Origin of the sequence: Clostridium sp. 7_2_43FAA, assembly GCF_000158375.2 — a bacterium.
Taxonomy (GTDB): domain Bacteria; phylum Bacillota; class Clostridia; order Clostridiales; family Clostridiaceae; genus Clostridium; species Clostridium tertium.
This window is the reverse complement of sequence record NZ_JH815222.1, coordinates 2,551,742-2,574,000: the sequence shown is the minus strand read 5'-3', so window position 1 is coordinate 2,574,000 and position 22,259 is coordinate 2,551,742. Positions and strand designations below refer to the sequence as shown.

At 28.7% G+C, this 22,259-nt stretch carries 21 protein-coding genes; 19 read left to right on the top strand and 2 right to left on the bottom strand.

All coding sequences use genetic code 11. From position 1 onward, the window contains the following. Positions 1–47: 47 nt before the first annotated feature. From CSBG_RS13560 to CSBG_RS13500, 13 genes are all read left to right on the top strand, one after another. Positions 48–596 carry an NADH peroxidase gene (locus CSBG_RS13560; protein WP_008680413.1) on the top strand — a complete coding sequence of 183 codons (549 nt, stop codon included), beginning with the start codon at positions 48–50 and terminating at the stop codon, positions 594–596. Positions 597–845: 249 nt separating this feature from the next. Then, a complete protein-coding gene (gene cls / locus CSBG_RS13555; protein WP_008680410.1) occupies positions 846–2,273 on the top strand; it encodes a cardiolipin synthase in 1,428 nt (475 codons plus the stop codon). A gap of 346 nt (positions 2,274–2,619) precedes the next feature. Further along, positions 2,620–3,633 carry a 3-deoxy-7-phosphoheptulonate synthase gene (gene aroF / locus CSBG_RS13550; RefSeq protein WP_008680408.1) on the top strand — a complete coding sequence of 338 codons (1,014 nt, stop codon included), beginning with the start codon at positions 2,620–2,622 and terminating at the stop codon, positions 3,631–3,633. A 303-nt stretch (positions 3,634–3,936) separates the two neighbouring features. Then, on the top strand, positions 3,937–4,989 hold the full coding sequence (gene aroB / locus CSBG_RS13545) for a 3-dehydroquinate synthase (protein ID WP_008680405.1): 1,053 nt from the start codon (positions 3,937–3,939) through the stop codon (positions 4,987–4,989). Positions 4,990–5,264: 275 nt separating this feature from the next. Beyond that, positions 5,265–6,560, top strand: a complete 1,296-nt coding sequence (aroA, locus tag CSBG_RS13540; protein ID WP_008680403.1) for a 3-phosphoshikimate 1-carboxyvinyltransferase — start codon at positions 5,265–5,267, stop codon at positions 6,558–6,560. Continuing rightward, entirely contained in the window at positions 6,538–7,617 is a 1,080-nt protein-coding gene (gene aroC / locus CSBG_RS13535) for a chorismate synthase (RefSeq protein WP_008680400.1), read from the top strand. The genes aroA and aroC overlap by 23 nt, the downstream gene beginning before the upstream one ends. Positions 7,618–7,620: 3 nt before the next feature. Next, positions 7,621–8,748 (top strand): prephenate dehydratase, encoded by a 1,128-nt coding sequence (gene pheA / locus CSBG_RS13530; protein ID WP_008680398.1) that lies wholly within the window; start codon positions 7,621–7,623, stop codon positions 8,746–8,748. Between the two features lie 409 nt (positions 8,749–9,157). Then, a complete protein-coding gene (locus CSBG_RS13525) occupies positions 9,158–9,574 on the top strand; it encodes a GNAT family N-acetyltransferase (protein ID WP_008680397.1) in 417 nt (138 codons plus the stop codon). Positions 9,575–9,747: 173 nt separating this feature from the next. Beyond that, positions 9,748–10,557 carry a shikimate dehydrogenase gene (gene aroE, locus CSBG_RS13520; RefSeq protein WP_008680395.1) on the top strand — a complete coding sequence of 270 codons (810 nt, stop codon included), beginning with the start codon at positions 9,748–9,750 and terminating at the stop codon, positions 10,555–10,557. A 16-nt stretch (positions 10,558–10,573) separates the two neighbouring features. After that, positions 10,574–11,065: a shikimate kinase gene (locus CSBG_RS13515; protein WP_008680393.1), complete on the top strand. Its 492-nt coding sequence runs from the start codon at positions 10,574–10,576 to the stop codon at positions 11,063–11,065. Between the two features lie 26 nt (positions 11,066–11,091). Further along, the gene (gene aroQ / locus CSBG_RS13510; RefSeq protein ID WP_008680391.1) at positions 11,092–11,532 is read left to right on the top strand and encodes a type II 3-dehydroquinate dehydratase; all 441 of its coding nucleotides are present in this window, start codon (positions 11,092–11,094) and stop codon (positions 11,530–11,532) included. Positions 11,533–11,739: 207 nt separating this feature from the next. Further along, positions 11,740–12,750, top strand: coding sequence for a 3-deoxy-7-phosphoheptulonate synthase (gene aroF / locus CSBG_RS13505; protein ID WP_008680389.1), 1,011 nt, complete (start codon positions 11,740–11,742; stop codon positions 12,748–12,750). Between the two features lie 145 nt (positions 12,751–12,895). After that, complete coding sequence (locus tag CSBG_RS13500) at positions 12,896–13,729, top strand: prephenate dehydrogenase (RefSeq protein WP_008680387.1); 834 nt, start codon at positions 12,896–12,898, stop codon at positions 13,727–13,729. Positions 13,730–13,891: 162 nt separating this feature from the next. On the opposite strand, the gene CSBG_RS13495 is transcribed toward CSBG_RS13500, so the two are convergent. After that, entirely contained in the window at positions 13,892–14,938 is a 1,047-nt protein-coding gene (locus tag CSBG_RS13495) for an HD-GYP domain-containing protein (RefSeq protein ID WP_008680385.1), read from the bottom strand. Between the two features lie 274 nt (positions 14,939–15,212). Between CSBG_RS13495 and CSBG_RS13490 the strand changes: the two genes are divergently transcribed. Together CSBG_RS13490 and CSBG_RS13485 are read left to right on the top strand one after the other, a co-directional pair. Next, positions 15,213–15,773 (top strand): CYTH domain-containing protein, encoded by a 561-nt coding sequence (locus CSBG_RS13490; RefSeq protein WP_008680382.1) that lies wholly within the window; start codon positions 15,213–15,215, stop codon positions 15,771–15,773. A gap of 96 nt (positions 15,774–15,869) precedes the next feature. Next, positions 15,870–16,685 (top strand): ZIP family metal transporter, encoded by an 816-nt coding sequence (locus tag CSBG_RS13485; RefSeq protein WP_008680380.1) that lies wholly within the window; start codon positions 15,870–15,872, stop codon positions 16,683–16,685. 123 nt (positions 16,686–16,808) lie between these two features. On the opposite strand, the gene fba is transcribed toward CSBG_RS13485, so the two are convergent. Next, positions 16,809–17,672 (bottom strand): class II fructose-1,6-bisphosphate aldolase, encoded by an 864-nt coding sequence (gene fba / locus CSBG_RS13480; RefSeq protein WP_008680378.1) that lies wholly within the window; start codon positions 17,670–17,672, stop codon positions 16,809–16,811. 334 nt (positions 17,673–18,006) lie between these two features. Here fba and CSBG_RS13475 point away from each other — a divergent pair, with 334 nt between their 5' ends. The 4 genes from CSBG_RS13475 to CSBG_RS13460 form a co-directional block, all read left to right on the top strand. After that, entirely contained in the window at positions 18,007–18,861 is an 855-nt protein-coding gene (locus CSBG_RS13475) for a MurR/RpiR family transcriptional regulator (RefSeq protein WP_008680376.1), read from the top strand. A gap of 34 nt (positions 18,862–18,895) precedes the next feature. Then, on the top strand, positions 18,896–19,798 hold the full coding sequence (gene murQ / locus CSBG_RS13470; protein WP_008680373.1) for an N-acetylmuramic acid 6-phosphate etherase: 903 nt from the start codon (positions 18,896–18,898) through the stop codon (positions 19,796–19,798). A 17-nt stretch (positions 19,799–19,815) separates the two neighbouring features. Further along, a complete protein-coding gene (locus tag CSBG_RS13465) occupies positions 19,816–21,240 on the top strand; it encodes a PTS transporter subunit EIIC (RefSeq protein ID WP_008680370.1) in 1,425 nt (474 codons plus the stop codon). A 68-nt stretch (positions 21,241–21,308) separates the two neighbouring features. Beyond that, a partial coding sequence (locus tag CSBG_RS13460; RefSeq protein WP_008680367.1) for a serine hydrolase occupies positions 21,309–22,259 on the top strand: 951 nt, incomplete at its 3' end.

Genomic DNA, 22,259 nt, shown 5'->3' with positions numbered 1-22,259 from the left:
AGAAGATAAATTATTGAATTAGATATAAATGAGGAGGAGTTTAGATTATGAAGAAATTTGTTTGTACAGTATGTGGATACGTTCATGAAGGGGATACAGCACCAGAAGTATGTCCAGTATGTAAGGTAGGTGCTGATAAGTTCATGGAACAATCAGGAGAGTTAGCTTGGGCAGATGAGCACAGAGTAGGAGTTGCTAAAGATGTAGATCCAAGAGTTATGGAAGGATTACAAGCTAACTTCGTAGGAGAATGTACAGAAGTAGGAATGTACTTAGCAATGTCAAGACAAGCTGATAGAGAAGGATTCCCAGAAGTTGCAGAAGCATATAAGAGAATAGCTTTCGAAGAAGCAGAACACGCTGCAAAATTTGCAGAATTAATTGGAGAAGTAGTTGTTGCTGATACAAAAGCTAACTTACAAGCTAGAGTAAATGCAGAACACGGAGCTTGCCAAGGAAAGAAAGATTTAGCAACATTAGCTAAACAATTAAATTTAGATGCAATCCATGACACAGTTCATGAAATGTGCAAAGATGAAGCTAGACATGGACAAGCATTCAAAGGATTATTAGACAGATATTTCGGACAAAACTAATTTACCTAATTACTTATAGGGTATAGTTTAAAAAGAGTGTTGTATTATTAAGTTAATACAACACTCTTTTTTAAATTAGAAAATGAAAGAGTGAAAAAGTGAAAGAAGCATTGATGATGCTTTACTTTGCAAAATATAATATATCATCTATTTAAATGATTATAAAAAGTGGATATAATTATAATATATAGTGTATAATGAATAATTAACAATGAATTATTCATTAGATATATTATTGGAGGTGATAAGATGAGTGCATCTATTTTAATATTAATAGTCTTTACTATTAATATTTTATCTGCAATATCATTAATATTTATAGAAAGAAAAGAACCAACGACTACATGGGCATGGTTATTAATATTAATAGTTCTTCCAGGGATTGGATTTATAATATATTTAATATTTGGCCAAAATCTAAATAGACAAAAAATATTTAGAGAAAAGAAAGTAACTGATAATAAAAAGGCAAGGGATTTAATTGAAAGATTTAAAGAAGAAAAAAAATCTCAAAGAATATCAAAAGAGTATGTGGATCTTATAATGATGAATTATAATCATTCAGGAGCATTATATACAACTGGAAATAACATTAAGAGTTACATTAATGGAGAAGAAAAGTTCAAGGATTTGATAAATGACATAAGGTCTGCTAAAGATTTCATACATATTGAATATTATATATTTAGATTAGATAGTTTAGGAAAAACTATATTGAATGAATTAAAGAAAAAAGTAGATGAAGGTGTAGAAGTAAGACTTTTAGTTGATGGAATGGGATCTAAGAACATAAGAAATAAACATATAAAGTACATAAGAAGCTTAGGAATAAAATTTGCAGTGTTTTTTCCAGGAATATTACCATATGTTAATATACGTATAAATTATAGAAATCATAGAAAAATTGTTGTAATAGATGGCCAGGTTGGGTATGTAGGTGGATTTAACGTTGGAGATGAATATGTAAATAAAGGTAAGCAATTTGATTTTTGGAGAGATACACATATAAGAGTTCAAGGAGAAGCTGTAAATGAGCTTAATAAAAGGTTTATTCTAGATTGGGATTATGCGTCAGAAGGAGAACTTAAAAGTTATGAAAAATACTTTAATAAACAAAAAAGCTATGGTGATGTTGGAATACAAATAATATCATCAGGGCCTGACCATAAAGAAGAATATATAAAGAATGCATATATGAAAATAATTAATAATGCAAAGAAAAATGTATATATCCAAACTCCTTATTTAGTACCAGATGAACCTATGAAAGAAGCCTTGAAGATTGCAGCGTTATCTGGAGTGGATGTTAGGTTAATGGTTCCAGGCAAACCAGATCACTTCTTTATGGAGTGGATATTAAGCGCTAATATTGGAGAACTCATAGAGTGTGGTGTCAAGATATACAGATATCAAAAAGGTTTTATACATTCAAAAACTATGGTTGCTGATGGAAAGGTATGTAGTATTGGTACTGCAAATCTAGATATAAGAAGCTTTCAATTAAATTTTGAGATAAATGCATTTATATTTGATGATAGATTTACAAAGGAACAAGAAGAAATTTTCTATAAAGATATTGATGATTGTAATTTAGTAACTATAGAAGAATATGATAATAGAGGTAGATGCTTAAGGATAAAAGAGGCGTTAATAAGATTAATTGCTCCAATATTATAATGTTAAAATTATATGAACCTCTTTCGATATATTGACAAAAGGTTTCGGTTTGGTATAATTAGGTAAAGAAATTTGGATTAAATGGAGGACTTTATGAAGAGAATTATAGAAAAACAAGCAAAATTTTATAGCTTTTTTTACTTTATATTCTGGGGCTTTTTCTTTAGCGCTGGCTATTTATTTTGCAAAAAAATTAATAATTCTTTTCAAATGAGTTTATAATAGAAACCAAATATTTTATATAAAGATATTTTGATTATTTAAGAGGGCTCATTTGAGGTCTCTTTTTTAATATAAAAATTTAAATAATTAATTATCAATTATTAATAAAAAGGGGGGCAAATTCATGATAATTATTTTAAAACCCAAAACGGCAGAAGAGGAAATAAGAAAACTTACAGAAGAACTAGAAGTGCAAGGAGTAAAGGTTAATCCTGTTATAGGAACAGAACTAATAATACTAGGACTTGTAGGTGACACAAGTAAAATAGATCCTCTAAAAATTGAAGCAAATAATAATGTAGAAAAGGTAATGCATGTTCAAGAGCCATTTAAAAAAGCTAACAGGTTATTCCATCCAAACAATACGATAGTAAATGTTAATGGTAGTGAAATTGGCGCTAATAAAATTGCTATGATAGCTGGACCTTGTTCAGTAGAAGGTGAAGAGCAAATAACGTTTATTGCAAATGAAGTTAAGAAATTAGGGGCAAATTTTTTAAGAGGTGGAGCATTTAAACCAAGAACTTCACCATATAGTTTCCAAGGATTAGAGTATGATGGTTTAGAATTATTAAAAATAGCAAGAAATCAAACAGGCTTACCTATAGTAACAGAAATAATGTCACCATATGATGTTGAGATATTTGAAAGAGATGTAGATGTAATCCAAGTTGGAGCAAGAAATATGCAAAACTTTGATTTGTTAAAAGAATTAGGAAAAACAAATAAACCAATACTATTAAAAAGAGGTTTATCTGCAACAATAGAAGAGTTCTTAATGAGTGCAGAATATATAATGGCTGGAGGAAATGAAAATGTAATTCTTTGTGAAAGAGGAATAAGGACATTTGAGACTTATACAAGAAACACATTAGATTTAAGCGCGATACCAGCAATTAAAAAATTAAGTCATCTACCAGTTATCGTAGATCCAAGTCATGCAACAGGAAAAAGATTTATGATATCACCTCTTGCAAAAGCAGCAGTTGCAGTAGGTGCAGATGGTCTTATAATAGAAGTGCATAATGATCCAGCAAAAGCTTTATGTGATGGTCCACAATCAATAAAACCAGAAGATTACGGAACATTATTTGATGAATTAAAAGCTATTGCAGCAGCCGTTGGGAGAGAAATATAGAATAGTGAATAATAAAAGAATGAAAAGTGAAAGAGTTAATAAATAAACTCCAAAGGAGTTTAGGATATAATTAAAGGGTGGAGAAGTGAAAAGTCAATGAAATAACCAAGAAGGCTGAGTTATTAATGTAGTAGATGGTTAAACAATGTGAAAGTGAAATATTGAAAGAATTAAAGTAATGAAAGATTAATTAATAATGATTTTTACTGTTTAGCTTTTTAATTCAGCATAGATGAATTATTATCATAACTTTTTCACTATTAACCTTTTAACTTTTCCCATTTCAAACAAGGTGGTGTTTTAATGAAGTTATCTGTAAATTTAATTCATAGTAGCTATGATATTATTATAGAAAAAGGAATAATTAATAAATTAGCAGATGAGATAAAAGGCTTTTTTGAAGGTAATAAGGTTTTTATTTTAACTGATAAAAATGTTGATAAGTATTATGGTGATTTAGTATTAAATAATTTAATTAACAACGGATATAATGCTAAAAAAATAGTACTTGATCCAGGTGAAGAGAGTAAGGCTTTTTTTACTTTACCATTAGTTTATGATGAACTGTTAAATTTTAAGTTTACAAGAAGTGATTTAATTTTAACTTTAGGTGGAGGAGTTATAGGAGATCTAGGTGGCTTTGTTGCTTCTACATATTTAAGAGGGGTACCATTTATACAGTGTCCTACAACTTTATTAGCACAAGTAGATAGTAGTGTAGGTGGAAAAGTTGGAGTAGATTTAGATAAGGGAAAAAACTTAATTGGTAGTTTTTATCATCCAAAGAAAGTTATTATAGATCCAGAAGTTTTAAATACATTAAGTGATAGGGTATTTAATGATGGAATGGCAGAAGTTATTAAGTATGGTTGTATAAAAGATAAAGAATTCTTTGGTAATCTTATTAATTACAGTAATAAAAAGGAAGTTATGCACAATATAGAATATATTATTCACAATTGTTGCAAAATTAAGAAAAGTGTTGTGGAAAAAGATGAAAAGGATACTGGGGAAAGAATGCTTTTAAACTTTGGGCATACAATAGGTCATGCAATTGAGCAGTACTATAAATACAGTAAATATACGCATGGAGAAGCTGTTGCAATTGGAATGTATGAAATAACTAAGTTAAGTGAAGAATTAGGAATAACAAAGAATGGTACAGTGGATATAATTAAAGATATATTAATAAAATATCAATTACCATATGAACTAACGATAGATATTGAAGAGATACTAGAAACTATGAAGCTAGATAAGAAAAATCTAGGGAATAGCTTGAACATAATCTTTTTAAAAGAAATAGGAGAAAGCTTTATATACAAAACAACAAGCAAAATATTCAAGAAAAATTAAAAAATGAAAAAACAGATGAAATAACTCGGTAAGACTAGTTACGAATAGATTAGAATAGAGTGAAAAGGAAAAGTAAGAAAGGATGAAAAGTTAACGAAATAACTCGACGGATTGAGTTATGAATGAATTAGTAAATGTTGAAAAGTATTAAGAGGCAAAAGTGAAAAGTTAATAGTGAGAAATTTTTGTAATAACTCAGCTTGGCTGAATCATATCATTAATTTTTTCATTTTTTCACTTTTTAATTCTTCCAATTACAAACAAGGTGGTGTTTTATGAATAGTTTAAGATTATCAAAATCTAAGTTGAATGGAACTGTGAAGGTTCCACCTTCTAAAAGTATGTCTCATAGAGCTATTATTTGTGCTGCTTTAGGAAGGGGTACTTCTACTATAGAAAATATAGATTACTCAGATGATATTAATGCAACTATAGATGCAATGGTTGCATTGGGAGCAGTTATAAATAAAGAGAGAGATAAAGTAATTATTAGTGGTATATATAGAGAAGATGCGGTTAAAAATGCAGTAAGATACATTGATTGCAACGAATCAGGTTCTACTTTAAGATTTATTATACCAATATCTTTATTATTTGATGGAATGACTAAGTTTATTGGAAAAGGAAACTTAGGAAAGAGACCATTGGACACATATTTTGATATATTTAAAGAACAAGGAATTAAATATAACAATGTTGAAAATGAGTTGAATATGATAGTAAAAGGTATGCTAAAGCCAGGAGAATTTAGCCTGCCAGGTAATATAAGCTCACAATTCATAACAGGGCTTTTATTTTCTCTTCCTTTATTAGATGGCGATTCAAAAATAAATATAAGTACCAATATAGAGTCAAAAGGATATATTGATTTAACTTTAGATTGTATGAAAGACTTTGGAATAGAAATAGAAAATAGAGATTATAAAGAGTTTATAATTAGAGGTAACCAAAAATATATATCTAGAAATTACAGAGTTGAAGGGGATTATTCACAAGCAGCATTTTATCTTGCAGCAGATGCACTTGGTTCAGATGTTGCTATTACTGATTTAAAGAAGAATTCTCTTCAAGGAGATAAAGAAGTAATAGATATATTAGAAAGAATGGGGGCAAAATTTATAGTTGATAAAAATAATATTAAATGCAATGTGGAAGATAAATTAGTATCGACTGTAATAGATGCATCACAATGTCCAGATATAATTCCAGTAATATCTTTAGTTGCAGCACTCGCAAAAGGTAGGACAGAAATAATTAATGCAGGTAGGCTAAGAATTAAAGAATGTGATAGGTTAAAGGCTGTAGCAACTGAACTTAATAAATTAGGAGCTAAAATAGTAGAAAAAGAAGATGGTCTTATTATAGATGGTGTAGATGAGCTTCAAGGTGGAGTAGAGGTTTGGAGCTGGAAGGATCATAGAATAGCCATGACTTTAGCAATAGCATCGACTAGATGCATAAATCCTATAGAATTAACTGATTATGATTGCATAGCAAAATCTTATCCAGGATTTTTTGAAGATTTTAAAATGCTAGGAGGAAATATAGATGAGTGGGGTATGGGGCAATAATATAAAAGTTTCTATATTTGGAGAATCACATGGTAATGCAATAGGAATTAATATAGATGGGTTACCATCTGGTTTTGAAATTGATATGGATAAAGTTCTTTTAGAAATGAATAGAAGAGCACCAGGGAAAAACGCAATGTCAACAGCTAGAAAAGAAAGTGATCTTCCAGAAATATTAAGTGGGTATTTTGAAGGAAAAACTACTGGAACACCTCTTTGTGCAATAATTAGAAATGCTGATACTAGGTCAAAAGATTATAGTAAAACGAAGGACTATATGAGACCTGGGCATGCTGATTATACAGGATATATGAGATATTCTGGATTTAATGACTATAGAGGTGGAGGCCATTTTTCAGGAAGAATAACTGCAAATTTAGTTTTTGCAGGAGCTATATGTAAGCAAATATTAGAAAAAGAAGGCATATATATAGGTGCTCATATATCTTCAATAAAAGATATAAAAGATAAGGATTTTAATAGTACAAATATATTAAAAGATGATATATTGAAATTAAGAAAAATGGAATTACCATTAATTGATGAGTCTTTAGGGGAAAAGATAAAGCATACTATATTACAAGCAAAGTATGATGGAGATTCAGTTGGTGGTAGTATAGAATGTGCTGTAACTGGAATAAGTCCTGGAATAGGCAATCCGTTTTTTGATTCAGTAGAATCTACATTAGCTCATTTAATGTTTTCAGTACCAGCCGTAAAAGGAATAGAGTTTGGTAAGGGCTTTGAAATAACTAATATATTTGGGTCAGAATGTAATGATGAATATTATTATGATGGAGATAAGGTGAAAACAACAACTAATAACAATGGTGGAATACTAGGTGGAATTACAAATGGAATGCCTATATTATTTAAAGTTGCAATAAAGCCTACAGCATCTATTATAAAAGAGCAAAGTACAATAGATATAAAAACAAATGAAAATGTAAAGTTTAGAGTTGAAGGAAGACATGACCCATGTATAGTTCAAAGAGCTGTACCTGTTATAGAAGCTGTAACAGCAATAGGCTTACTTGACTTAATAAAGGGGAGATAATTAATGAGTGAATTAGATGACCATAGAAAAGAAATTGATTCTATAGATAAAGAATTAATAGCTTTATTTGAAAGAAGAATGGATGTTGCAGTTAAGGTTGGTGAATATAAAAAGAAAAATAAATTACCAATTTTTAATGGTAAAAGAGAAGAAGAAGTTATAGAAAAAAATATAAAAATGCTTAATAATAGTTCATATAGTGACATAGGAAGAAGCTTTTTTGAAAATTTAATGGAATTAAGCAGATCTCTTCAAGCAAATATAATACAAGAAAATAATAATGTTCAAAATAACTTAATTGAAGAAAACTCAAATTTTGTAATTGGATATCAAGGTGTTAAAGGATCATTTAGTGAAGAAGCTCTTTTAAAATACTTTAAAACTTGTGATAATACAAAAAGCTATGATGAGTTTGTAGATGTATTTGAAGCTTTAAAAAATAATAAAATCCAATACGCAATTTTACCTATTGAAAATTCATATACAGGAGCAATAACTGAAGTATATGATCTTTTGGTTAAGTATGGATTTTATATTGTTGGAGAAGAATGTATTAAGATAGATCAGCATTTAATAGGAATAAAAGGAACAGATATAAATAGCATACAAGAAATATATTCACATCCTCAAGGATTTGAGCAAAGTAAGAAATTTTTAAGTAGATATCAAGATATAATGTTAATTCCATATCACAATACAGCAATAAGTGCTAAATTAATTTCAGATTTAAAAGATACTAAAAAAGTTGCTATAGCAAGTAAAAGGGCAGCACAAATTTATGGACTAGACATTCTACAAGAAAATATAAATGATAAAAAGGATAATCATACTAAGTTTATAATTATAGGAAAAGAGTTAAAGTATAATAATGAATGTAATAAGATTAGTGTAGTATTTTCTTTAGAAGATAAGGCTGGTACACTTTATAATTTACTAAGATACTTTGCAGAAAATAATATAAATATGATTAAGATAGAATCAAGACCTAATAAGCATGAATCTTGGAAGTATCTACTTTATGTCGATTTTGAAGGAAGCATAGAAAATATGGAAGTTAAAAATGCATTAAATCTTATAGAAAAGAATAGTGGATACTTTAAAATTATTGGAAGCTATAAAGCAAGTTTATAATATATAAACTAATGTTTAATATATTAAGTAAGGATGATAATTGAATATAATTAAAATTAAAAATATAAATCGTACTTTTAATATAGGGGTTACTTTTACAGTACTCCTTTTTATTTATTAGGAATATAAAAATTTAAATATTTATATTAATAAAGAATTTATTATTTATAGTAATATATATAATGAATAAACATATGATTTTAAAGAGTTAAAGTCATAGAGTTAAATCTATAAATGCCTTTATAAATGAAATAATATAAAAAAATATAGTAGCAATTAGAAAATTTTAGGTGTATAATTATAATATAAACAATATTTAGAATTTTCAGAAAAATAAAAACGAGGAAAGGGTTACCTTTCTTTTAAAATTATCATTATTATAAACGTTTATAAAATAGGAGGCATTTTTATGGTGGGTTTTGATGTGAGGGAAATTAAATTAAATGATTATGAGGATATTCATAAGCTTAATTCAAAGCTAGATTATTTAAACATAAAATCCATAGCAGAGGATAAAAGATCCATAACATTGGTGGCACAACTAAATGATGATGTTATAGGGTATGTTGATAGTAATATAAGTGAGGATTTAAATTATAAAAGAAAATTAGATATTAATAGTATGATTGTTGATGAAAAATATAGAGGATTAGGAGTAGGACATCAATTAATTTTAGAGCTTGAAAAAAATGCAAAACAAAATGAAGTAGCCTATATAGTAAATAGTAATAAAGAATATAATGAAGAAGAATTGAAATTTTTTAATAGACAAGGGTTTGAGTTAGATAATAAAAGGCAATTTATAAAAAATGAATATATTCAATAGTTTATAAGCAGTGAAAACATAGTAAGTTTTCACTGCTTTAAATTTTTATTCTTTAGATAATTATAAAAAGCTTATTATGTTACATGTTTTTTTATTATGATATAATCTTTATAATCAAAGAAATTAGGTATATGACATAATATAAATTAAATATAGGAATAGGGGGCAATATTATGGAGTTTTACGGATTGGTAGGAGAAAAGCTTTCTCATAGTTTATCACCAGAAATTCATAGTGAATTACTAAAAGCTATTAATAAAGATGGGGCATATAAATTATTCGAAATAGAAAAAGATAGGCTAGAAGATTTTACGGAAGCTTTAAAATTATTAAAGATAAAGGGAGCAAATGTAACTATACCTTACAAAAAAGATATAATGAAATATATTGATAGTATATCAGAGGAAGCAGAAAAAATAGGAGCAATAAATACAATATCTTTAGAAAATGGAAAGTTATATGGCCATAATACGGATTACTATGGCTTTGGATATATGTTAAAAGTTAATAGTATAAGTATAAAAGGGAAAAGTGCAGTTATTTTAGGTAATGGAGGGGCTTGTAGAGCAGTAGTACATTATTTATTAGATAATAATATATCAGATATTAAGATTGTAAGCAGAAAACCAAATAAAGAAGAATTTAATTTACAAAATGTAGATGTAATAACTTATGAAGAATTAAAAAATATTAGCGGAGACATTTTAATTAATTCTACTCCTGTAGGTATGTATCCTAATATTAATGTGTCACCAGTAACAGAAGATATAATAAGAAATTTTGATGCCTTAGTAGATTTAATATACAATCCTATGGAAACCAAGTTTGTAAATATAGGGAATTCATTATCTAAAAAAACTACTTCTGGATTGTATATGCTTATAGGTCAAGCAGCTAAGGCTCAAGAGATATGGAATGATGTATTAATTGATGAAGAAATAATAAAAGAAATATACGAAAAATTAAAGTTACACTTCATTTAGGTATAGGAGAATACAAATGGATAAGAATATAATTTTATTAATTGGAATGCCTGGATGTGGAAAAAGTACTATAGGTGAAGAACTAGCAAATAAAATAAACTATGATTTTTGTGATATGGATAAATATATAGAAGAAATATCTAATAGTACAGTAAAAGAGTTATTCAATATAAGTGAGGAATATTTTAGAGATTATGAAACACTAGCGTGTAAAGAATTAAGCAATAAGAGTAAGATTATAATTTCTAGCGGCGGTGGTGTTATTAAAAGAAAAAAGAATATAGATTTCTTTAAGGATAAAGGAATAATAATATTTATAGATAGGCCCATAGAAGATATATTAAAAGATATTGATACATCATCAAGACCACTATTATCAGATGGTAAGTCTAAACTTTACAACCTATATTCTGAAAGATATAATTTATATAACAATTATTGTGAGATAAAAATAGTTAATGATACAACTATTGAAGAAACTATAGATAAAATAATTAAAATAATTTAGCAATAAGTATATTTAGGAGGGGTTAGATGAAGGTACTAGTTATAAATGGTCCTAATTTGAATATGTTAGGAGTAAGAGAAAAAGGTATTTATGGAACTAAAGACTTTCAAGATGTTTGTGATTACATCAAAGAAGAGGGGCAAAAAAGAAATATTGATATTAAGTTATTTCAAAGCAATATAGAAGGTGAAATAATTAATGAAATTCATAAGGCGTATTATGAAAAATATGATGGTATAATAATAAATCCTGGGGCATATACACATTATAGCTATGCTATAATGGATGCAATAAAGGCAGTAAATATAAAAACTGTTGAGGTGCATTTATCAAATATACATGCAAGAGAAGAATTTAGGCATAAATCAGTAATAGCACCAGCATGTATAGGACAAATATGTGGGTTTAAAGAATTGGGCTATGCAATGGCAATGGAAGCGATAATGCAGTATACAATGGATAATTAAGAATAAGCTCATTTTAGAGTTTAAGGAAAGGGATTTTTAATACATAATGAGCAATGAATAATTAATGATGAAAGAGTTGAAAAATAAATGAGTAAACTCTTTTAGGAGTTTAGGATTAGTAATATATTTATAGAGGCTTAGGAGAAGTTTTCCCCTAAATTATACATTGTGAATTATTAATTAAAATAAGTAGTATGGAGGGATAGTATGATTATTGTAATGAATCCGAATTGTAGTGAAGATGAAGTATTGAAGGTTAAGGGAGATTTGGAGAGTAAAGGGTTAGGAGTTCATTTATCGCAAGGAGAAACTTTTTGCATCTTGGGCGTAGTTGGAGAAACTAGAGCTATAGATTCTGATAAGCTTCTTAGATTTGTTGGAGTGGATAAAGTTCTAAAAGTTGAAGAGCCTTATAAAAAGGCCAATAGATTATTTAAGCCAGAGGATACAGTAATTGATGTAAATGGTAGTTTAATTGGAGGAAATAGCTTAGCTATTATGGCAGGACCTTGTTCTGTTGAAAGCGAGGAGCAAATAATAGAAATAGCTAAGAGAGTAAAGGAATCAGGTGCAACGTTTTTAAGGGGTGGAGCATTTAAGCCAAGGACTTCTCCATATAGTTTTCAAGGCTTAGAATTAGAGGGGTTAGAACTTCTAAAAAAGGCTAGGAAGGCGACAGGACTTCCAATAGTAACGGAAATAATGTCAACAGATTATATAGATATATTTGCTAGGGATGTAGATGTAATTCAAGTTGGTGCTAGAAATATGCAAAACTTTGATTTATTAAAACAATTAGGAAGAACAAACAAGCCAATTTTATTAAAGAGAGGTTTGTCTGCAACAATAGAAGAATGGTTAATGTCTGCTGAATATATAATGGCAGCTGGAAATGAAAATGTAATCTTATGTGAAAGAGGTATAAGAACATTTGAAACTTATACAAGAAATACATTAGATTTAAGTGCAATTCCAGTAGTGAAAAAGAAATCACATCTACCAGTTATAGTAGATCCAAGTCATGCAGCAGGATACTGGTATCTTGTAGAACCATTAGCTAAAGCGGCAATAAGTGCAGGAGCAGATGGATTAATGATAGAAGTCCACAACAATCCACAATGTGCATTAAGCGATGGACAACAGTCAATAAAACCAGAAGCATTTAAAAAGCTAATGAACAAAGTTAAGATATTAGCAGAAATGGAAGGGAAAAAATAATGAAATAATGAAAGAATGAAAAAGTGAAAAAATTAATGGTAAAATTCCTATGGAATTTTGTAATTCAGAGTTGCTCTGAATAGTTTTTTACAATTTTTTCATTATTAATTCGTTCATTCTTTTAATTATAAATTGGGGTGTTTTTATGAAGATTTTAATAGTAGGGCTTGGTGTTATTGGTGGAAGTTTTGCTATGGCACTTAAAGCAGCAGGATATGAAGATGTTTATGGAATTGATAATAATTTAAGTACTTTGAGCAAGGCAGAAGAATTAGGAATAATTAAGAAGGGGTATGTAGATGCTGGGGAAATAGTAGGAGCGGCTGATTTAATTATTCTTGCAATTTATCCTATGCTTATCAAAAGATTTATTGAGAAAAATAGAAATTTATTTAAATCAGGAGCAATAGTTACAGATACTACAGGGATAAAAAAGCTTTTTATAGATGATATATTAAATATATTACCTCCAGGTATAGATTTTATATTTGGACATCCTATGGCAGGTAGGGAAAAGAGGGGTATTGATTATGCATCTAAGGAAGTCTTTAGAGGGGCAAATTATTTAATAACAGTAACTGATAAAAATAAAGAAGAAAATATAAAGATCTTAGAAGATATTATTTATGATATGGGATTCAAAAGAATTAAAAGGATAGATCCTATATTTCACGATAAAATGATAGGCTTTACAAGTCAGTTACCTCATGCAATAGCAGTTGCATTAATTAACAGTGATGAAGAAGATAGAGATACGGGAAGTTTCATTGGTGATAGCTATAGAGATTTAACTAGAATTGCAAATATAAATGAAGATTTATGGAGTGAATTGTTTATTGGAAATAAAGATAATTTAATAGAATCAATAGATAATTTTATAAATGAGATAAATTATATAAAATCAGCTTTAGTTGAAAGTGATGAGAAAAGATTAAAAGAATTATTTATAAAGTCAAGTAAAAGAAGAGAAAAATTATAAAAGTTAAGATAGCCATATAAAATATATAGTTATTATGTAAAATTAAAAATTAATGAAAAAAACTCCTACTTTAGTTTTTTTCATTAATTTATTTTTTATCAGTTTGCAGAAGATTATATAAATAATTGTATATGTTTAAACCTTAATTATTAACTCTTATTATTAAAGTATCTGTTCAATATATAGGCCAGTAGTTTTGCTTAAGTCAATGAATTCGTCTTCACTTAATAAAAGTGGAGATGAAATGTTATTTAAATCCATTTTTATTATTTTACATTTACTTTTATTATTTAGTAATACGGTTTGTCCAATATAAAAGTTTGCCATTCCTTCTAAGAATGTACAGCATAGACTATAGTCAAGTTTATTTAAGCTTTCGTCCTTTATAATTTTTAGAGCTTCTAGTGGCCTTTTTCTTTTTTTATATGTTCTATTTGAATTAATTGCATCAAAAGTATCAGCTATTGCTATAATTTTAGCAAAATCATGAATTTGATTTCCTTTTAGTCCAAGCGGATATCCTGTGCCATCACATCTCTCATGATGCATTAAAATTGCATAAAGTACTGATTGGCTTATAAATGGAATTTTTTTTATTTCATTATAAGCAATAGTAGGATGAGTTTTTATTATTTCAAAATCTTCTTTAGAAAGAGGTTCTTCTTTTTTTATTACATCTTCATCTAATTTTGTTTTACCAAAATCATGTAGTAAGGAGGCATAAATAAGTGAGTGGAGCTTATTATCGTTTAATCCATGCCATTTTCCAAGTAAATAGCTTAATGATGCTACATTTACAGAATGTCTATATATACAATCTTCATCACTACCATGTAAAACGATATTTTTTAAAACACTGCTACTAAGTTTAAGTTCTTGAGATAATTTTTTTGCATATTCATTTATTTCATTTGTATTTGATGTTTGAAGAGTTTTAGCATTATCAAATATTAACTTAACATCTATAGAAATATTATTAAGCGTTTTTTCAGCTTTTTTTAAAGCTAACTTTTCTTTTGAGTCATCTTTTTCATCAGTATATATTTCAACAATATCAAAAGTACAAATAGAATTTAGCTTATCTAACATTTGTTGATTAAGTGTTATTCCTTTGCCAACAAGAACAGTTCCATTAGATAATATCTCACTGGCTATAACCATACCTATTTTTAAATCTCTTACATTTATAAATTTTTTTTCGATATTCATTAAACTAACCTCTCATAAAAAATTCCATACAGAGCAATTATTTTCTATACAGTTTTATACAGTTAATACAAAATTATGTTTATATGATATATTTCGGACATTAATAATAAAATTTTATACTTATTATGAAAATTTGTCTAAATATACAATATGGATATATGATATTTTTGAACAAATAACTACGGTATAGTAATTTAAAGAGTGAAACAAGTTCTTTGTTTCTATTTTTAATATGATATAATATTTTATATAATTTTTAGAGGAGGGTATTTATATGAAAGAATTAGAAACTAGAATAATTGATATAGATGTTGATGGAATAAGAGAAAAACTTAAATCATTGGGAGCTGAAAAAGTAAAAGAAGAATATCAAACTAATAATATATATGATTTTGAAGATAATAGATTATTAAATGCAAAAGGATATGCAAGAATAAGAATAACAGATGATAGAATGTCAAATAAAGAAGTTGTATATATGACTACAAAAAAAATGCTCAGTCAAGAAACATTTAAAGTTATGGAAGAAAATGAAACAATAGTTGAGGATAAAATAGCGGCAGAAAAAATCTTTCTATCTTTAGGATTAAGTTTAAAACAATCTATAAAAAAATATAGAGAAAGCTATAAATTAAAAGATTCCTTAGTAGAAATAGATATAAATGATAAAAGTTTTTGTCCATTTCCATATTTAGAAATAGAAACTACTTCAGAAGAAAAATTAGAAGAAATATTAGATTTAATTGGTTATACAAAAGAAGATACTACATCAAAAACAATTTATGAACTATTAGAAGAAAAAGGTATAAAATTAAAGGATGAGAAGGGGCTTTAAAATAAAAATGTAGTATTTTGTATTTATATGTAACAATAATTAAACCTTCTTAGTAAGATATAATTAAGGAATCTAAATACTAAGGAGGATATATATATGGACTGGTTTAGTGAATTTAATCCAGTTATTCAAGGATTGCTTGCAACTTTATTTACTTGGTTTATTACAGCTTTAGGTGCTTCATTGGTTTTTTTCTTTAAAAAAGTAGATAAAAAAGTTTTAAATACAATGTTAGGTTTTGGTGCTGGAGTAATGATAGCTGCTAGTTTTTGGTCTTTATTAAATCCAGCAATAGAACTTTGTAATGAACTTGGATATAGTGGATTTGTTATTCCGGCAATAGGATTTCTATTAGGGGGATTATTTTTAATTTTTGCAGATAAATTAATGGATACCTATTCTTATGGTGTAATTACCAATAAAGGAGAAGAAGATCAGCCTAAAACAAGCAAATACAAAAAAAGTATACTTTTAGTTCTCGCAGTAACTCTTCATAACATACCAGAAGGATTAGCGGTAGGTGTTGCATTTGGAGGAGTTGCAGTTGGAATACCAGGTACATCATTAATAGCAGCAATGACTTTAGCATTAGGAATAGGGTTGCAAAACTTTCCAGAAGGAGCAGCTGTATCTTTACCATTAAGAAGAGAAGGTATATCAAGAACAAAAAGTTTTTTATACGGACAAGCTTCGGGGCTAGTAGAACCAATAGCTGGGGTAATAGGAGTAATAGCTGCCTTATCAGTTAGAAGCATATTACCATTTTTATTATCATTTTCAGCAGGAGCCATGATTGCTGTTGTAGGGGCAGAATTATTACCAGAAGCATCAATGGAAAATAAAAAGCTAACAACATTAGGATTGATACTTGGATTTATAGTTATGATGGTTTTAGATGTTGCTTTAGGATAATAGGAATAGTATAAAAATAATTTATAAAGAAGTAAATTTGCCTAAGAATTTAGACTAAGTTAAAATTTTTAGACAAAATTAAAAGGTAGAAAGAAATTCTTTCTACCTTTATATTTAATGAAATTATGCTTGATTAACTGATCCGAATAATTCCATTTTTTCTTTAACTGTAGCTTTTATAGCTTCAACTCCTGGAGCTAAAAGCTTTCTTGGGTCAAAGCCTTTTCCTTGAAGATCTTTTCCAGCTTCGATGTACTTTCTAGTACCTTCAGCAAATGCTAATTGACACTCAGTGTTAACATTGATCTTAGCAACTCCTAAAGAAATAGCTTTTTTGATCATTTCTTCTGGAATTCCAGTACCACCGTGTAATACTAGAGGCACGTTGTTTGTAACATTGCTTATAGCTTCTAAAGCATCAAAGCTTAATCCCTTCCAGTTTTCAGGATATTGTCCGTGAATGTTACCAATACCAGCAGCTAACATAGTTACACCTAAGTCAGCAATTGCTTTACATTCAGCAGCATCAGCAATTTCTCCTGCACCTACAACTCCATCTTCTTCTCCACCGATTGAACCAACTTCTGCTTCTAAAGAAAGTCCTTTTTCAGAAGTTAATTTAACCATTTCCTTTGTTTTAGCTATGTTTTCGTCGATTGGATAGTGAGATCCATCAAACATTATTGAAGAGAATCCAGCTTCTATAGCTTTTAAAGCTCCATCATAGCTACCGTGATCTAAGTGAATTGCAACTGGAACAGTGATGTTTAATTCTTCCATCATTCCATTTACCATTCCAACTATAGTTTTGAAACCACACATATATTTAGCAGCTCCTTCTGAAACTCCTAATATAACAGGTGAATTATTTTCTTGAGCAGTTTGTAAAATAGCTTTAGTCCATTCTAAGTTGTTGATATTGAATTGACCTACAGCGTATTTACCCGCTTTAGCCTTGTTTAACATTTCTTTTGCTGAAACTAACATGGTATAAACCTCCATAACTTTAAATTTTATTACAATATAAGCTGTAAAGCTAAAATATACCAAGAACATATATTCTATATATTTATTCTTGTCAATAGTATTATAACCCAAAATAAATTTAATTGAAACAAAAAAATTAGAAATTAGTTGCCAACTTATAAAAACTATGAATTATTCTACATATTTTTCTATATATATAATTTGAAATATTTATTTAAAATAATGCGAAAATATAAAATTTACCAAAGTATGAAACAAAATTTCAAAAGTATGGTAATATATTGATAAGATAGATTAAAAATTGTAGAATTAATGTATAGATGGAGGTTGTTTTATGAAAAGTGTAGTTGTGAAATTACAAGATTACATCGATAAGTCTAGTGAAACTGAAAAGGGAATAATAGAGTATCTACTGAGGAATCCGGAGTCTGTAGTAGAAAGTAATATATATCAATTATCTGAGAAAACCTTTTCGTCCCCATCTACTATTATAAGGCTTTGTAAAAAAATAGGATTTAAAGGATATAAAGATTTACTTCATTCATTACTATATGAATTGGCAATTAGAAAATCAGCCGATGAAGAAAGATTAAAAAGTATTCATAAAGAAGATAGTTTAGAGAAAATTATAAAAAAAGTTACTCTGAAGAGTGTTTCATCTTTAGAGAAAACAGAAAAGTTAATTGACATTAAGGAATTAGAAGATTGTGTAGAGATTTTAGAGAAATCAAGGAATATTTGCTTATTTGGAGTTGGAGCTTCTTTATTAGTTGCAAAGGATGCTTATTTGAAGTTTTTAAGAATAAATAAAAGTTGCTGTATAAATGATGATTTTCATGCACAACTATTACAATCTATAAATATGGAGAAAAATGATGTAGCCATTATTATAAGTTATTCTGGATTTACAGAAGAAATGATTAAGTGTGCTAATATAGTAAAGAAAATAGGTGCTCCTATTATTGCAATTACACGATCAGAAGAATCTCCTATTGCTAAAATAGCAGATTATAAGTTATTGGTAGCTGCAACAGAACATGTATTTAGAGAAGGGGCAATTTCATCTAGAATAGCCCAATTAAATATAATAGATATATTATATATTGCTTTTGTAAATAGAAATTATGATTCAAATATGAAGCAATTTAATAAAACTCATATACAAAAACCTAATTTAAACTTAAGGTAAACGTTAACTTTAAGATAAAATCAGGAGGACTATTATGGTAGATTTAACTAAGCTAACAACAGAAACTAGAAATAAAAATACTATGAATTTAGATAGAATGACTTCAATAGAAATCGCAATAACAATGAATAAAGAGGATGAAAACGTTATAAACTCAATTAGAGATACTTTACCTAAAATTTCAGAGGTTATAGATATGTGTGCAAAAGCTTTGAAGGGAGGTGGAAGAATAATTTATATGGGTGCAGGTACAAGCGGAAGATTAGGTTTATTAGATGCAGTTGAGTGCCCCCCTACCTTTGGAGTACCAAGCGATTTAGTCATTGGATTAATAGCAGGGGGTGAATCTGCTTTTATAAAAGCTGTAGAAGGTGCTGAAGATAGTAAAACTTTAGGAGTTGATGACTTAAAAAACATCAATTTAACTAACAAAGATGTAGTAATTGGGCTAGCAGCTAGTGGAAGAACACCTTATGTAATCCATGGACTAAAGTATGCAAGAGAAATAGGCTGTAAAACAGCTATAGTTGTTTGCAATAAAGACTCTGAAATGGCAAAGTATTCAGATGTAGCTATTGAAGTTGTAGTTGGACCTGAAGTACTTACAGGATCAACTAGGTTAAAAGCTGGAACTGCACAAAAGATGGTCTTAAATATGATATCTACTGGGAGTATGGTAGCTGTAGGAAAAGCTTATCAAAATCTTATGGTAGATGTAATGCAAACTAATGAAAAGTTAGTAGTAAGAGCAGAAAACATAGTCATTGAAGCAACAGATTGTGATAGAGATACAGCAAGGAGAACTTTAAAGGAAGCGAATGGTAAGGTCAAGACTGCTGTTGTAATGATACTTCTTAATTGTAAGTATGATGAAGCTGAAGAAAGATTAAAAAGGGCTGAAGGGCATGTGAGATTTGCTCTAGAAAATATTAATTAAGGAAAAGAGGGAATTATATGACAAATTTAGAATTAGCAAAGGTAATTGTTGATTTAGTTGGTGGAAAAGGTAATGTTATAAAGGCTGCAAATTGTATGACTAGGCTTAGACTAACAATAAAAGATATAGAACTAGTTAAAATGAAAGAGTTAAAAAATACAGAAGGTGTATTAGGAGTTGTTGAAGCTAATAATTATTTACAGGTAGTTTTAGGACCTGGTAAAGCAAAAAAGGTTACAGATATTTGTATAAGTGAGCTAGGACTTCCAAGAGATGGAGTTGTAACAGAAGATTGGCAAGATAATAAACAAGCAATTAAAGATAATCAAAAGCAAAATAAATTTAAAAAGGTAATCAATGTAATTGCAAATATTTTTATTCCTTTAATACCTGCAATTATTGCAGCTGGTATCTTTAATGGGTTAGGAAGTTTAGTTTCTACATTACAAGGACAAGGGACACTTCCAACAGAAGGATTCTGGCAAGCTACACAATTAATGTTTTCATTAATTGGCGGAGGATTCTTATCATACTTTGCGATTTATACAGGTATTAACGCAGCCAAGCAATTTGGTGCAACAGAAGCTCTTGGTGGTATGATTGGAGCGATATCTATAAGTGGTAATATTGTTGCTTTATCAACTATGCTAGGTTTATATGATGAAGCAGTACCTTTAAATTCTATTTTAACAACAGGAAAAGGTGGTATCATAGGCGTTATTATTGGGGTATATATACTTGCTAAAATAGAAAAATCAATTCGTAATATAGTACCAGATGTATTAGATTTAATACTAACTCCATTACTAACATTACTTATAACAGCAATAATTTTCGTGTTTATTATTATGCCAGTAGCTGGGTATTTATCTGATGGGTTAGTTTCTGCATTAAGCGTGATCATTAATTCTTCAAACCCAGTTGTAAGTGTTATTAGTGGATTCGTATTAGCAGCATTATTCTTACCAATGGTATTACTTGGTTTACATCATGGATTAATTCCAATTTATGCAATTCAATTAGAGGCTATGGGTGGAGTTTCATTATTCCCAGTACTTGCAATGGCTGGAGCGGGACAAGTTGGTGCGGCAATAGCTATTTATTTCATGGCAAGAAAAGTTAAAAATATGAGATTACAAAAAGTAATAACTGGTGCACTTCCAGCAGGATTCTTAGGAGTTGGAGAGCCATTAATATATGGAGTTACTCTTCCTATGTTTAAACCATTTATTACGGCAGGTATAGGAGCTGGTTTTGGGGGAGCTTATGTAATGTTAACACATGTATTAGCAAACTCTTGGGGACCATCTGGACTAGTAGCTATTCCTATAATGAAACCAGAAAGTATGCTTAACTTTTTCATAGGTTTAGTTATTTCTTATATTGCAGGATTTATTATAACTTACTTTGTAATTAAAGAATCAGATGTTAAAAATGCTTAATTTATAATAAGCTTTAATAAAATTAAGAGGATAAAATAATTTTATATGAAAGAGGTAAGGTGGTAAATTTGATATCTAAAAAGAGGTTATGTAGTATTGCTATGGCATTAACATTTATGTCATCTATGGTAGTTGCGCCTACAATAAAAACAAGTGCAAGTAATATTGGTTATGGAAATGTTACTATATCAAACGGATCTATTAATGAATCAGGATTACAAGCTAATATAACTTTTCCTGACTGCTTGAATTATGTAGATGATACTTTAATAGTTAACAACATGTACACTTTTAAAGGGTATAAGGGTCAAGGAAAATTATATATAACATGTACTGATGGTTTAGAGAGTGTTAGAGTATTCGTTAATGGCAAAGAGGTAGATGTTAGTGCAGCTTGTAGTAACAATGGAACAACATATGAAGTAGATATATCATCCTTAACAGTAAATGATAGAAATACAATACAAGTTACAAATTTTGTTCCTGAAACTGGTAAAATAAATATAAAAATACCATATCCAGTAGTACTAGAAGGTAGTGCTGAGGTAGTTGGAATGAATCAAAATACTTTAGATTTAATTGACACTTTAATAAATAATGACGTTAAAAATGGATTTACAAGTGCTCAATTAGCAGTTATTAAAGACGGTGTCATGGTAAAAAACAGCGCTTATGGAACAGTAAATGCTTATAATCAAGATGGAACACCAAAAACTGATTCACCAAAGGTTACAACAGAAACACTATATGACATAGCTTCAAATACAAAGATGTATTCAACTAATTATGCTATTCAAAAGTTAGTAAGTGATGGAACAATAAATTTATCAGATAAAATAACTAAGTTCTTCCCAGAGTTTATAGATGGAGAAAATGATCCAATAAAGGGAAAAGCTAATTTAACAATACAGCATATATTAGAGCATCAAGCTGGATTCCCAGCAGATCCACAATATCATAATAATAAGTTCAATCAAGAAACTCAAAAGCCAGATCAAAATGTGGATAATCCTTTGTAT